Annotated in this window: 17 protein-coding genes and 1 tRNA gene; 9 read left to right on the top strand and 9 right to left on the bottom strand. The window is 39.2% G+C overall.

From position 1 onward, the window contains the following. Positions 1-22 precede the first annotated feature (22 nt). The 3 genes from ND811_RS02945 to ND811_RS02935 are packed head-to-tail and all read left to right on the top strand — an operon-like array spanning position 23 to position 2,430. Positions 23-496 carry a TIGR04452 family lipoprotein gene (locus tag ND811_RS02945; protein ID WP_265350444.1) on the top strand — a complete coding sequence of 158 codons (474 nt, stop codon included), beginning with the start codon at positions 23-25 and terminating at the stop codon, positions 494-496. Further along, the gene (locus ND811_RS02940; RefSeq protein WP_322113426.1) at positions 497-1,753 is read left to right on the top strand and encodes a serine hydrolase domain-containing protein; all 1,257 of its coding nucleotides are present in this window, start codon (positions 497-499) and stop codon (positions 1,751-1,753) included. 2 nt (positions 1,754-1,755) lie between these two features. Continuing rightward, positions 1,756-2,430 (top strand): START domain-containing protein, encoded by a 675-nt coding sequence (locus ND811_RS02935; protein WP_265350446.1) that lies wholly within the window; start codon positions 1,756-1,758, stop codon positions 2,428-2,430. Between the two features lie 78 nt (positions 2,431-2,508). Here ND811_RS02935 and ND811_RS02930 read toward each other — a convergent pair whose 3' ends face one another. The 3 genes from ND811_RS02930 to ND811_RS02920 form a co-directional block, all read right to left on the bottom strand. Next, entirely contained in the window at positions 2,509-3,171 is a 663-nt protein-coding gene (locus ND811_RS02930) for a hypothetical protein (protein ID WP_322113712.1), read from the bottom strand. 17 nt (positions 3,172-3,188) lie between these two features. Beyond that, positions 3,189-3,983, bottom strand: a complete 795-nt coding sequence (locus tag ND811_RS02925) for a hypothetical protein (protein WP_265350448.1) — start codon at positions 3,981-3,983, stop codon at positions 3,189-3,191. Positions 3,984-4,494: 511 nt separating this feature from the next. Continuing rightward, on the bottom strand, positions 4,495-6,171 hold the full coding sequence (locus tag ND811_RS02920) for an acyl-CoA dehydrogenase family protein (RefSeq protein ID WP_265350449.1): 1,677 nt from the start codon (positions 6,169-6,171) through the stop codon (positions 4,495-4,497). 132 nt (positions 6,172-6,303) lie between these two features. On the opposite strand from ND811_RS02920, the gene ND811_RS02915 reads away from it, so the two are divergent. Further along, positions 6,304-6,780, top strand: coding sequence for a crossover junction endodeoxyribonuclease RuvC (locus ND811_RS02915; RefSeq protein ID WP_265350450.1), 477 nt, complete (start codon positions 6,304-6,306; stop codon positions 6,778-6,780). Here the strand turns inward: ND811_RS02915 and ND811_RS02910 are convergent. Next, entirely contained in the window at positions 6,772-7,521 is a 750-nt protein-coding gene (locus ND811_RS02910; protein WP_265350451.1) for an SDR family oxidoreductase, read from the bottom strand. The genes ND811_RS02915 and ND811_RS02910 overlap by 9 nt on opposite strands. A gap of 138 nt (positions 7,522-7,659) precedes the next feature. Between ND811_RS02910 and ND811_RS02905 the strand changes: the two genes are divergently transcribed. After that, positions 7,660-8,250 (top strand): TetR/AcrR family transcriptional regulator, encoded by a 591-nt coding sequence (locus ND811_RS02905; protein WP_265350452.1) that lies wholly within the window; start codon positions 7,660-7,662, stop codon positions 8,248-8,250. Between the two features lie 52 nt (positions 8,251-8,302). Here ND811_RS02905 and ND811_RS02900 read toward each other — a convergent pair whose 3' ends face one another. The 3 genes from ND811_RS02900 to ND811_RS02890 form a co-directional block, all read right to left on the bottom strand. Further along, positions 8,303-8,833: a DUF1697 domain-containing protein gene (locus ND811_RS02900; protein WP_265350453.1), complete on the bottom strand. Its 531-nt coding sequence runs from the start codon at positions 8,831-8,833 to the stop codon at positions 8,303-8,305. A 38-nt stretch (positions 8,834-8,871) separates the two neighbouring features. After that, the gene (locus tag ND811_RS02895) at positions 8,872-9,144 is read right to left on the bottom strand and encodes a YdeI/OmpD-associated family protein (protein ID WP_265365511.1); all 273 of its coding nucleotides are present in this window, start codon (positions 9,142-9,144) and stop codon (positions 8,872-8,874) included. Positions 9,145-9,440: 296 nt separating this feature from the next. Then, a complete protein-coding gene (locus ND811_RS02890; protein WP_265350455.1) occupies positions 9,441-10,445 on the bottom strand; it encodes an arylesterase in 1,005 nt (334 codons plus the stop codon). Positions 10,446-10,579: 134 nt separating this feature from the next. Between ND811_RS02890 and ND811_RS02885 the strand changes: the two genes are divergently transcribed. Next, positions 10,580-10,870, top strand: coding sequence for an LIMLP_16025 family protein (locus ND811_RS02885; RefSeq protein WP_407658855.1), 291 nt, complete (start codon positions 10,580-10,582; stop codon positions 10,868-10,870). Positions 10,871-10,958: 88 nt separating this feature from the next. On the opposite strand, the gene ND811_RS02880 is transcribed toward ND811_RS02885, so the two are convergent. Both ND811_RS02880 and sixA read right to left on the bottom strand, forming a co-directional pair. Continuing rightward, a tRNA-Pro gene (locus ND811_RS02880) sits at positions 10,959-11,030 on the bottom strand. A gap of 62 nt (positions 11,031-11,092) precedes the next feature. Further along, positions 11,093-11,581, bottom strand: a complete 489-nt coding sequence (sixA, locus tag ND811_RS02875) for a phosphohistidine phosphatase SixA (RefSeq protein ID WP_265350456.1) — start codon at positions 11,579-11,581, stop codon at positions 11,093-11,095. A gap of 72 nt (positions 11,582-11,653) precedes the next feature. Here sixA and ND811_RS02870 point away from each other — a divergent pair, with 72 nt between their 5' ends. The 3 genes from ND811_RS02870 to ND811_RS02860 are packed head-to-tail and all read left to right on the top strand — an operon-like array spanning position 11,654 to position 13,499. Continuing rightward, complete coding sequence (locus tag ND811_RS02870; RefSeq protein WP_265350457.1) at positions 11,654-12,172, top strand: RNA pyrophosphohydrolase; 519 nt, start codon at positions 11,654-11,656, stop codon at positions 12,170-12,172. 21 nt (positions 12,173-12,193) lie between these two features. Continuing rightward, on the top strand, positions 12,194-12,481 hold the full coding sequence (locus ND811_RS02865; protein ID WP_004785122.1) for an acylphosphatase: 288 nt from the start codon (positions 12,194-12,196) through the stop codon (positions 12,479-12,481). A 1-nt stretch (position 12,482) separates the two neighbouring features. Next, positions 12,483-13,499, top strand: a complete 1,017-nt coding sequence (locus ND811_RS02860) for an aldo/keto reductase (RefSeq protein WP_265350458.1) — start codon at positions 12,483-12,485, stop codon at positions 13,497-13,499. The last annotated feature ends 2 nt before the right edge of the window (positions 13,500-13,501 follow it).

The raw sequence follows: 13,501 nt of genomic DNA, 5'->3' as shown, positions 1-13,501 counted from the left end.
CTCTATTAAGGAAAAATATATCATGAAGCAAATTTTTCTATCCATTCTTTTCTTTGTCTTTCTGACAAATTGTATGCTTACTGAAGCAATTGGCATTCCCACTTATGGGGCAGTTAAAGGTTCTGAGGCAAAAAAAAGAATCTCCGATGCCATATTTGAAGCCGAATCCACCGCATCTTCTTTCTGGTTAGCACAATCAGGTATGAAAGGGGGACAAGGTCCAATCTCTCCTCTTCTCTTAATCAACGGATTTTTGGCCAAATTTATATATTCCTATCTCGCAGAGATTGATGATGAAGAATTTTTTATGGAAGAGAGTGTTTTACAGTGCGAAACAGATATTCGTACCAAAGGAGCTTTGGTTTTGGGAGCTACCTACGATAGTTTAACAAATGTTGGTGGAGTGACTCGTGATGCATTGTTATTACCTGAATTTGCTTCCTGTGATTTAGAAAATACAGGAAAAATTATCACATTGGAACCAATACGCTTTTAAATGAGGACAAGGATGAAACCAATTATTTCAATTATATTCGTATCCATTATTTCTTCTTTCATAGTCTCTTGCCAAAAACCAGTTACAACAGATAAAAACGCGCAGTCGTTACTTATCGCAGGAATTTTAAGTTCCTGCTATAGCCTTGACTCCTGTTTTGATCAATATGCAAAAACTACAGATGAAGGTGCTAGTTTCCAAGTATTCGATGCATCAGGTAACAGAATTTATGCGAGAAAATCCCTTCTTGATTATAATACATATCGACCCATTGCTTCGGGATCCAAATGGGTGACTGCCATTACGGCAATGAGAGCCATTGATTGTAATGCCGATAGTACAACCTATGCAAACTGTGGGACAGTCGCAACAGGCTCCTGCGCCACAGGTGGAGCTTTATCATTAAGTAGAACCACGGGAGATATTCTTGGTTGGACTGGAACGAAAGGAACCATTACCCTTCGTCAGTTATTGTCCTTTACCTCTGGCCTCAATGCCGGTGGAGGTAACGGTTCTGGACAAGCCAGTTGTATTTCTTCCTTACCCATCGGTGCTTCCGGTTCGCAAAAGGATAATTGTGTGAATGAAATTCGCGATCAGTCCACAGGAACACCTGGTGCGTTGTACCAGTATAATTCAAATCATATGGCAGTCGCACAACGTATGTTAGAGATCTCCTGCGGAAAGACTTGGGATACTCTATTTACGCAACTTATCGTTACCCCATTAGGATGGGACGCAAGCCAAGCTGTTTGGAGAGGAAATTTCAGAACGGGTGAAGACACTGATGGAAGTTTATCTGGTGCCTACGGACTCTCTATTTCTCCAGAGCATTATGCGCGAATGCTCAATGCTTTACTCACTAATGGAACTGCAAAAAATGCATTGGGAGGAAATATTGCCAACTTCCTTTCTACTACTTCGGTGACAGAAATTTTGGCAGACCAATACAACGGTGCCAAGATTGGATACTCCCAATTTTCTGCTTTTGGTTATCGTTGGCAATACGGTCTCGGAAACTGGCGGTTTTGTACCACAACGGATGTCCCTTCTGAATGCGATAAAGACCTTATCTCTCACAGCATCGGAATCAATGGATTTTTCCCGTGGTTAGATAAAAATCGAAATTATATGGCAATTCTTGCTGTAAATAATGTGGGAAGAAAAAATGGATTGAGTTTGTTACCAGCAACGTCAACCTCATTATTCTTTGCAGAAACAGTGAGACCTCTCATTCATCTACAAATAGGTAAGTAACCATGACAAAAAAACAAATTCTAATTTTGACTTTGGTAGGTATCTCCTTCCTATCAAATTTATCTTCTCTCTTTGCCCAATCATCTGAATGGTCAGAGTCCAAACGTAAAAAAGGAATCCAAGTATTAACTCGCCCTTTTCCTGGCTCCAATTTAGATGAATTTTTAGGTCGAACCGAAGTAGATGCTTCTATTGCTCAAGTCATCACTCTTTTGACCGACCCTGCTTCTTGTAAGAATCTTTATCATCAATGTAAAGAACTCACGGTGCTTTCCGGTACTGAAAAAAAATCAGTAGTTTATCTCCGTAACGGTGCGCCTTGGCCAGTCAATGATCGTGATTTGATTATGGATAGAAGTTTTGAACAAAATGATAAAACCTTAGCAACTGTGATGAAAATCAAACGGCTTGATTCCAATGCACGCCCTACTCCTTCTGGAGTCACTCGCATGGAAAATTTTGAAGGTGTTTGGCGTATCATTCCACAAACCAATGGAAAACTAAAAATTGAATACCAAGCTCACTTTGAACCGGGTGGGTCCGTTCCCCAATCAGTAATCAATTTAGTTTTAACGGACACACCTTATGAATCGCTTCTGAATTTAAAAACATTGGTGGAAGAAGGAAAACATAAAGACGCAAAATTTGACTGGATTAAAGAGCCAACTAAAAACTAGCCAAAACATTTGCTTACGCAAGTTACCTAAAATTAGAAATTTTGGCTTCGCAGGGACGTCTGTTTTAGGTCTGCGGAGTCAAAATGCAGTTCTAAATCCATAACTAATAAAATTGGATCCGCAATTAGGATCGGGGGGACAATACAAACCAAAAATACCTGACCTATGATGAACCCTTATAAATAATTCTGTTTTCCGTTCAAAGGGTAAATAGGAGCTAAATTCCACCATCATATAATTTAACAATGCTCTGGATTCAATGGCGTCTTTTTGCAAACCATCCAAATAGTATCCTTTAGCTTTATTTTCTAATTTTGGATTTTCAGAAGCAAGTGATAATCCTTCACCTAACGATAAACTAAAAGGGGAACCATACATTCGATCGATTTTAACTATATAAAATCCATTTACTTCCCAATGGTTCATTTCTCCAAAATGTTTAGTGACATTTCCTTCCCACAAAAAATCAAACCAACGAATTCGGTAATCAAATGGCCGAGAAATTCCTAAACTACCAATATAAGATTCTCTATAGTCAGTTTTTTGACGAAATACAATAGGAATAAGATCTGTGGTTGTAAAGATACCTCCATACACAACCAAACTCCAATTTTCTTTTGGTACAGAAACGGAATGAAGGTCTCGCCAGGGGAAAAGCGCAGAAATAAAAATAAATGTTAACAGCGGACTGATTTTATAAAAAAACACTCGAATGAATTTTATTTTTTGCATTTGAATCAATTGAAAATATAGCTTCTTTATGGTTGGAACCAGTCCACGTTTCTTTTCTCCCATTCCTTCAGTTGCGAATGGATATTGTCGTAATTCTGAAGAAACAATCTTCTTAAAAAAGTTTCATATTCTTTGCAGTTTTCTGTTTGAGATTGTTCCAGTGATTCTCTTATTTTACTTGGTTTTTCTTGAATGCAGTATTTTTGCAATGCCGATGGGTAACGATTCGAATTAAAAGCAGGTCCAACGATACTCGTACCAGTGCCAATATAAAATGGCATTGGAGCCCAAACAGTTTCATGGGTGGAAAGAAATGAAATTCTATGCAAATTAGTTTCACCAGATGTCCAGACTAGTTCTGCTTCTGTTTCCATTGTTCCATAGTACAACATTGTTAACGCAAGTAAACTCACCCCAACACTGTAAAAAGGTCTTTGACTTTCCTTTCGAATGACAATTGTAAGGTTATCGATATTAGACAATTCAAAGCCACGATCCCACCTTGGAAGTTCATTTGGGTTGATTGGTTTTTCTTCTTTCGGTTTAGGTGCATGGTCTGGATTTGGTTCTGGCAAAGGAACTGTTTTCAAATCTACAACATTTGTTTTTTCATTTAATAAAATCGCCGGCGGCACTGGAAAAATTTCATTAAAAACTTTTGCAAGTATAGGATCTGTTGTGGTCCATCGAATCGAGATCATTTTGTTTTTGGATAGTTTTGCCTCTGAACTAAGCTCTGGCATAGGAGTTTTGCAAGAGAGAGAATAAGCCAAAAAGATCCATAGAAAGGTGTGGAAAAAAAATATTCGAATTATTTTCACTGAATCTTGTAACTCCTTATTTAGTAAAATATCGAAAATTTATCGTAAAACACAAGTCATCTGCTAAAAATAAGTGACGGAATGTCAAAATTAGTTTCTAATGCTTGCTAGGTTTTGCACATGAAACTTATTAAATATTTTATTCTTCTGTTGGCATTTTTTACTTTATCAAATTGCGAAAGCGAAATAGCAAATGTAACAGGTAAATGCGAAAAAGAAAAGAAAAAATCCAAACAATGTTTACTTTCCACTGTTCTAACATGCGAAAATAGTCCTGATGCAGTACGTTATCGAAAATTAGGAATTAATATCTGTACTGATGTTGACGGCTACTTTTTTATGATTCATACATTTTGTGACAAACCTGTGGAATGCTAACCGGCGGATAGATACATTAATCAACCTGACAAAGAAGCATTACGAACATAAAAAAAGCCCGATCTCTCGGGCTTTTCCTTTTTTTGCCGAGATGGATTACCCATTCGGCAAAAAGTTTGGCTTAGTTTCTTAATTAAGAAGCAAGTGCTTGGTCGAGTAGATCCTTCGCAACTACACGAAGCGCCATTACTTCTTCCGCACCTTCAAAGATAGAGAATACACGAGCATCCACAAAATAACGTGATACTGGGTATTCTTCTGCATAACCCATACCACCGTGAATTTGCATTGCTTCTCTTGTCACCCACTCAGCAATTTTAGATGCATACAATTTTACAAGTGTTGCTTCCATTTGGCCTTTGTGTTCATCGAGTAGTGTTGCTACATAGTTTGTATACTGACGAGTTGCTTGCACAATCATTGCCATCTTCGCGATTTTGAACTTGGTTAAAGTATAATCGTAAATTGGTTTTGCGAATACTTTACGTTCTTGGGAATAACGAAGAGCGGCTTCGAGAGCGGCTTGCATCACACCGTTGGCACGAGCGGCTGTTTGGATACGTCCACCAGCAAATCCTTCCATTTGGAAATAGAATCCTTTTCCGCGTCCTGCATCTCCACCAAGTAGGTTTTCTTTCGGAACAAAGTAATCTTCGAAAGATACTTCGTAAGAATGCATTCCTCGGTAACCAATGGTTCCGATTGCTTTCCCTTGGATGGTTCCACCTCCATCTTGTTTATAGCTGAACTCATGGCCATCAAAGGATGGTTTTTCCGCAAGTAGGATGGAAAGACCTCTATGTTTGAGACTTGGATCGGATTCTGTACGACAAAGGATGAGAAGGAGATTCGCATAACCTGCGAATGTGCACCAAGTTTTTACACCATTGATCACAAATCCACCATCTACTTCTTTTGCAGTTACGGAAACTCCAGCAACATCCGAACCGTAGTTAGGTTCTGTTACCATAATTCCTGCAAATTTTTCACCTGATGCAAGAAGTGGTAACCACTTGTTTTTTTGTTCTTCGGTTCCCCCTTTGAGGAGAGCTTTGGACATAATTTCTGGTCTAGTGATGAGGGAACCTGCCGCACCAAGGGATCCACGAGAAAGTTCTTCTGTTACGACTAACATGGAAATGTTATCTGGACGATCATCTGGTTGGATTCCACCAAATTGTTCTGGAATACAAAGTCCGAAACAACCCATGTCTTTTAAGCCATTGATGATTTCTGCCGGAATCAAATCGTCATGTCTATGAATGTGTTCTGCATGAGGAACCACTACGTTTTCAGCAAAATCTTTGAAGATTCCACGGAAGTTTTCATGGTCTTCGGAAAGGCCGTAAGCGCCGAAGTGTCCAAGTTCAACGATCTTGTCTACAATGGCTTCATAGTTTTCCATTTTTGACGCTGCTTCTACGTAAGCATTGATTTCATCAGAAAAAAGTTTGGAGAATAGTTCTTGGTAAGTTAGTTCATACTCGGCAGGACGCGCTGCGAGTTCAGAACGAATATTGGATACAGTTTCAGCCACAAAAGTAAGAGCCATCTTCTGTTCCATTTCGCCAGTTCCCTTGGAAGCATCCCAAGCATAAACGATAAAGTTCTCAGCAACACGTTGTTGAGCTGTCATCCAAGCCAATTGGTAAAACACATGTTGCGTTTTGTCCATTTTGCTTACGGATACTTTGCCGTTATCGGAATTTTTCTGAGCGAGTCGTTTGGTTACATCATTGAGGAGGGCGGCTTGAGCACTAAGAGCCTTCTCCGCCTGGGATTTTTCGAGTTTCACTGCCGTTGCGGTCATGTGTTTAACGTTCCTGCGGTGGTTTTCTTCCACTATACGGAAGGAAAGTACCTTGTCATTTTCATTTTTAGACTAGGTTTTGGGTCGGGGCGGGCCAAACTGGGCAAAAGTTGGGGCTAAGGAAAGAAATTATTGAAAATCATCGGCATTGACCCTGGATCCCACCGCGTGGGGTATGCGATTCTTTCCTTTCCTGAAGGATTACGCCGCAACCCCGAACTTTTAACTTACGGAACTATTGAAGTGGCTCCAAAAACCCCTTCTCCTGACAACCTCCTCCATATCCGAAAGGAACTGATGGACATTCTCACTGAATTCCAACCGGAAGCTGCTGCTGTAGAAGAACTCTTCTTCGTTCAGAACACAACCACCGGAATGAAGGTTTCAGAATCTCGCGGAGTCATTTTACTTTCGCTCGGTGAAAAACAAATTCCTGTTGTCTCCCTCACCGCGACTCAAATCAAAAAAGGAATCTCTGCCAAAGGGAACGCCACCAAAAAAGAAGTTCGGGCAGCGATCCAAATGATTTTGGGATTTAAAGATCTAAAAGGCCATGATGACTCCTGGGACGCCATCGCTTGTGCCTTTGTAGGCCGCTCTTTAGTTTGATGCACTCCTTGCCTGGTTCATAGACAAAAAGATTTCATTCTTTTGTTCCCGACTCGCATTGGCAGAGACTGTAGAAAAACCTGTGGTGATTTCTAATTCTCCATTTTTTAGCCCGGCTATGACACCATCAGCATATTCATCTAAATTGAGTCCCGCCGTATGTGTGTTAGGAATTCCTAAATCAGTATCTACCATCGGTGGAGAAACTTCAATTACCTCAATCGGTTGGTTACGAAATTGGAATCGTAATGTCAAAGTGAAAGAATGTAGAGCTGCTTTGGTTGCACTATACACTGGTGCATAAGCCAAAGGGATATGTGACAATCCAGAAGTAGTATTCAAAATTGCTGCATTTTTCTTTGCAAACAGATGTTTAGCGAATAACATAGAAAGATGGATCGGAGCAGCCAAATTTACGTCGAGCTCCTTTCCTAAATCAGACCAAGGTTCCACTTCGTCCAGTTTGGGATACCTTTGTATACCTGCGTTGTTGAATAATACGTTCAGTTCTGGAAAATCTTTTGTAGTTTTTTCAAACAACTTTTCTCTTTCTTCAGGTCGAGAGATATCAAATAGATAAGTCCCCCAACTAGGATAAGATTTAGAAATTTCTTCCATCTTTTTTACATTCGTTCCGCAAACCAAAATTTGATTTCCGAGATTGGATAGTCGTTTTGCTAGTGCAAGACCAATTCCACTTGTTCCCCCGGTGATGAGGATTGTATTTCCATTCAATATCATAAATTTTTACCTTTCCTTTACTTACATTTACGTTATTTTGTAAGTTACAAAAAGTCAAGTCCGTAAGTTTAAAACTAACATTTTTTTCATTTTGTAATTCGAGATTGACCCCCCTGCTCCGAATTCAATCCTTTCCTTATGCCAAGAACTGGTCTTACCGCTACGGAAATCCAAGACAAAGCAGTAGAAATCGCAATTGACCAGATGCGAGCCAAGGGTTTTGAAAAGGTTCGGTTGGTGGACGTGGCTAAAGAAATGGGAATTAGCCATGCGGCCCTCTATTCTCACTTTCAAGACAAAACAGCCCTTCTCGATGCAGTTTCCGAACGTTGGCTTGTGAAGTTGGATGAGAAACAGGATTTACTTGTAAAAGAAAAACGAGATCCCATCCAAAAGATTCTCACCTGGTTTCAAAACCTCCACCGGATGAAATTGGAAAAAGTAAAACTAGATCCAGAATTGTATAAAGCATTCGATATGGCGGCAGAAGAGTCCAAACCCTTCATCCAAACTCATTTATCCAATATGCATAGCCAAATGTCGAGTTTGGTCACAGAGGCTATGAGCCAAAAGAAAATCAAAAAACGCGATGTGAACCAAATCACAGAAATTTTGATCTCAGCGGGAACTGCTTTCACACACCCGAAACTTGTGGCCCAACATTCAGATGTGAATAGAGAACCGTTGTTAGTGGATACGATTGAAGCTGTATTGAAGGGACTTGCTTAAGATGGTGATTAACTTAAAAACGTAACTTTCTAGTTTTCACTATACTTTGTTTTTACTCTGTTTCTCCAGCCAAAAACCTTGCTGTGTTTACATTTCGTATCGTCATGGACTTGTACAATTTATGGCTGATGAGTTTTGCTAGTTGGCTTTTGTTCACATTTTCTCTTTTGATATTCCAAATGAGAGCACCTTTTTGATAACGAATCTCTAAAAATTCTTTTTTGAGAGGAAGTTCCTCAATGATCTTTTTGGAATCGGCTTCTGGAAACAAATAGGCAACATCCGTTCTTTGCGTGGAGTCATTTTGCCATTCTTTTGGGATCGCATTTGCAATTTTTTTCATTTCTTTTTCTGTCTTTACGATCGTGGGGATTTCAAATTTGAAAACTTTTTCAAAACTCTTTTCTATTTTGAATCGAACTGTTTTTGTGTCATCTTCTGCTTCAAAAATGATATTTCCTGAATTGATATAAGTAGAAACTTCAGTGTATCCTAAGGATTCCATAAGGCTTCGTAGTTTTTTCATTTCTACCTTTCTGTTGCCTCCTACATTGATTCCTCTGAGTAATGCGATGTATTTCATATTGGTGTTATGTAAATTTCAAGCGACTGCTGACTAATTTAGTGCAATTTTTGTTGATTCTTCATCATTTCCAAAATTACCTTCATACGTTTTTCTCTTGTTTCAGGAGTCTTCGCTGTTTGTAATCGCCAGGAAATTGCATACAAATTTGTTTTATTCAGTGTTTTAAAGAATTCATGTGCCTTCTGGTCTTTTACTAATTTTGCTAAAAAATCAGAAGGTATTTCCATTTGGCTGGGAGACTCATAAGCCTTGTCCCATCTCCCGTCTTTTTGTGCGGCTTTAATTTCTAAAAGTCCACTTGGTTGCATTCGCTTCTCTTTGATTAACAAAGCGACTTTCTCCCTATTTCGTTTTGACCAAATACTCTTTGACCTACGTGGAGTAAATTTTTGGAGCCAAGATTTTTCGTCATACTTTTTTTTCTGGCTATCGATCCAGCCAAAACAAAGTGCTTCATCTAATGCTTCTTCATAGGTGATCGATTTGATTTCAGTGTCTTTTTTGTAAATTTGAAGCCAAATTCCATTCGGGTATTTTGCAAAATTTAACCCAAATACGACGGTCTACCCAAGACCATCGTATCCTTATCTATAAAAATCTTTCCTTATGGTCTTGGACAAACTAAAAGAAAATCTTCAAACACTTGTGAAATCAAAAGTCTGTTTTTGAAAACAAGTCCTGTACTACCTGCAGAAATTTCAGCGCCTTCGTTGGCATAGACTTCAGTAACTTCTTTGTTTTCTGGATTGATTTTAAATATACGAGTGGGCGCTAAATTCGTTCGGTTCATTACGTGACGAATGAATTTATAAGTAGAGTCATGAGCTGCAAGCCATAGCATTCCATTTTCATCTTCTAAAATATTGTCAGGGCCTGCACCGATGGCTATGGATTCCAAATACTTTAAATTGATCTTTCCTGCATTTCGTTCCACTTGATAAACACGAATGGCTTTTTCAGAAAATACTGACCGGTACAACAACTCATCATTTCCTTTTTTTCGAATGTAAATTCCGTTCCCTAACATCACCGGAACATTTAATGCCTGGAATGTTTTTCCATCATAATAAGCTATGTCGGCCCGACCACTACGAATGATCATATCCCAATATTTACGAAAGGTGTTACTTGTCCCATTGTCATTGGAAGCAAAAATTTCTCCGGCTTCATTCATAAAAATATCATTGGGACTTGTGAGAGTGGGATCACTCAATGTTTTTGAATGAGTCCATTTACCTGATGTCGATCTTTCAAAAATTTCAATGGTATGTGGATTTTCATCTACTAAAGTATGAGAAATCACGGCTAAGGTATCCACACCTTTCACTTTCGCATAACTAATCCCATGTGGTCGAAAGTTTTCAGGATAATTAGTTTCAATTTTTTTAGCTTCTAATTTTCCATTTGGGTTAGTGAAAGAAACTTCAAACAAAGCACCGATATCTTTCAGTCCATTGCGGCGCTCATGGGAAGAAACAATGACCGTAGATGTATCTCGGATAAGATCCAAATCTTCGGGTCCAGGAGTGCCTGGAATTCGTTCGCAGCCAACAATGGGTTTTTCTTGGATGGGGCTACTGCAATTAGCAAACAAGAAAACAAGGGTCAAAATGTTGAAAAGATTCCTTAGGGTTTTTAAGCGCATCCGACCATTTTAGCCCAGGAATTCAGAATCCTCCAGAAAATTCTTTCTGGACATTATTGTGCAGTGCAAAATAATGGAAAGAGAAGGAGTAACATCCGATGAGCAATGTGGAAAACAAGCTACAAGATATCGTAAATGCTGGGATTGGCGCCGTAAAGACTTCCAAAGAAGTTTGGGAGAAACTGGTCGTTGACCTAAACGAGAAAAAAAGCAAATTTGAAACCAACTTTCAAAAGTTGAAAGAGCAAGGCGAAAGCGATACCAGCGACAATGCCCTAAAAGTAAAAATGGGTGTGGCTTGGGGAATCGTTCGTTTTGATGAAATCAAAGACAATGTAGCTAAATATTTAGATAAAGTGAAAGAAGGAAACCAAAACAAACCTTCCTAAGTTATATTTGTATATCACCATCCTGAATTTTCTTCCGGCAGGTTTGTTCGCAGGCCTGCTGGGTTTTTTAAAATAAAACTTTTGAACTTCGGAGTGACCGGATTTGAACCGGCGACCCCTTGCCCCCCAGACAAGTGCGCTACCGCTGCGCTACACCCCGTGTTCTGGAATCCAAAAACCCTATGATCGAAAACGGGTCAAGTCTTACTAAGAATTAGAAATTCAAATGCCTAGATTGTCTGGAGAAATAGCCCAAATAATTTGACCGTGTGCAAATTTCTCCCGAGCTACGTTGATGGCAATGGTGGAACCAGGTTGAAAGATTAAATTTTCTGCAGCACTTGAATTTCCCAAAAGTTTTGCAGCGAAATAAGTAATGTCTGGATTATGACCAACTAACAAAACCGTATCGGAGTTTGTAAAATTAACTAAACAAGAAATAATATCTGTGCAACCTTTGCCTGCTAATAGATCATCAGACGGAAGCATTTCACAACTGTATTTCAACTCTTCAGATAGAATCTCCGCTGTGTGTTTCGTTCTTGTATAAGGGCTATAGTATACTTGTTTAACAGCTAAGGATGAGTTTTTAATAAACTTACCGATTTTATGAATATCACTGACACCTTTGTCTGTTAGATCCCGTTGCGAATCAGAAATCGTTGAGCTTGCGTTTTCCGCCTCACCGTGACGAACCAAAATGATCTTCATATTACTTCCTAAGTCCAAGATTGGAACCTCGGACTGGCGGAGAAACAAAAAATTAAGGAATTTCTTGCGAAAATGGATGATAGAGCCATTCTAAGAAATATGACAGACAAACCCTACCGCAAAAATGTAGGCATGGTGGTTTTTAACTCTTCAGGCAAAGTGATTGTAGGAGAACGAGTGCAATTCCCAGGTTCTTGGCAGTTTCCTCAAGGTGGAATCGATGAAGATGAGGATTATCTAGAGGCCGCTAAACGAGAATTATATGAAGAACTTGGAATCAAAAAAGCAACTTATGTAACTGAATATCCAGATTGGATTCCTTATGACTTTCCTAATTCATTGGGACTCAATTCTCACTTACAAAAATTTCGTGGGCAATTACAAAGATGGATACTATTTTACTGGGATGGAACCTTAGAAGAATGCGATTTGGTCCATCATGAACAAGAGTTTTTAACGGTTCAATTTATGGAAATTGAAGATACGATTGGGTCCGTTGTTGAATTCAAGCGAGCCGTATATGAGAAGTTTGTTCCTCTTTTTAAAGCTGCCATTCAAAATTACATTGCAGAGAATTCTAAATCCAAGTAAGTTCTAGAAAGGAGACTATCTTTGGGAAAATCAGAAGAAGCGAGAGCGCGAATTTTAATACGGGGAATTGTACAAGGGGTCGGGTTTCGTTACTATGTCCTCCAAAAAGCCCAAGAAATGAGACTCAAAGGTTATACTCAAAACTTACCCAATGGTGAGGTGGAAGCAGTTGTTGAAGGTGACAAACTTTTTATCGAAGATTTGTACAGAGCCATGCAACGAGGACCAACAAAAGCAAAAGTGAAGGATCATGTCATTGAGTGGAGTGATCCAAAAAATCAATTCAGAACTTTTTTAATTAAAAAATAACATGAAAAAACGAAGACTTGGCAAAACAGGAATGGTGGTTTCCGAAATTTGTATGGGAACCATGACTTTTGGCTCCTCATGTAACGAAGATGAGGCGTTTCGAATTCTGGATCGTGCTTACGATGCAGGAATTGATTTTTATGATACCGCTGAAATTTATCCTGTCCCTCCACAAAAATCTTGGGTGCATCGAACTGAAGAAATTTTCGGAAAGTGGCTCAAAACAAAACCTCGTGATGGTATCATTCTGGCAACGAAAGTTGCAGGCCCTGGTCACGGTTGGTTTAGTCCTCCTCTCCGCGAGGGAAAAACGGCATTAGACAAATACCATATCCGTCGTGCAATTGAAGGTTCCTTACAACGATTAGGCGTTGAAACCATTGATTTATACCAAACCCATTGGCCAGACCATGATGTATCGTATGACGAAACTATGGAAGCTTTAACAGAACTGAAAGAGGAAGGAAAAATTCGATACGCAGGTTGTTCTAATGAAACTTCTTTTGGACTGATGAAAAGCCTTTGGACTTCCGACAAACACAATCTAATTCGGTATGATTCCATTCAAAATAACTTTTCGATATTGAACCGTCGTTTTGAAGATGAGTTAGCACAAGTTTGTCGAAAAGAAGGAGTGTCTTTGTTACCTTATTCCCCTCTTGCTGGCGGAGTCCTTACTGGAAAATACAATGGGTCTGTTCCTCCTGAAGGGGCGCGATTTGTCCGTTATATGGCTGAGGGCGAGAGACAAAGGCGAATGTCGAATCGTTTCTTAAATGAAAACACTTTGGCATCCACTGCAGAATTGTTAAAAATTGCCGAAAAATATGGAATGAGTGCCACTGTCCTTTCTGTTGCTTGGAGTAAACAACATGACTATGTTGCTTCTACCATCATTGGAGCCAATACTGTAGCACAATTGGATGAGTCTTTAAAAGCAACCGATGTCATTTTATCTGATGAAATTCTTTCGGATATTAATCTTGTTTCTAAGAAGATCCAATACCCGATGGGTTAAGG

The organism is Leptospira soteropolitanensis (assembly GCF_026151655.1).
Taxonomy (GTDB): Bacteria; Spirochaetota; Leptospiria; order Leptospirales; family Leptospiraceae; genus Leptospira_A; species Leptospira_A soteropolitanensis.
This window is presented reverse-complemented; position numbering and strand designations above follow the sequence as displayed.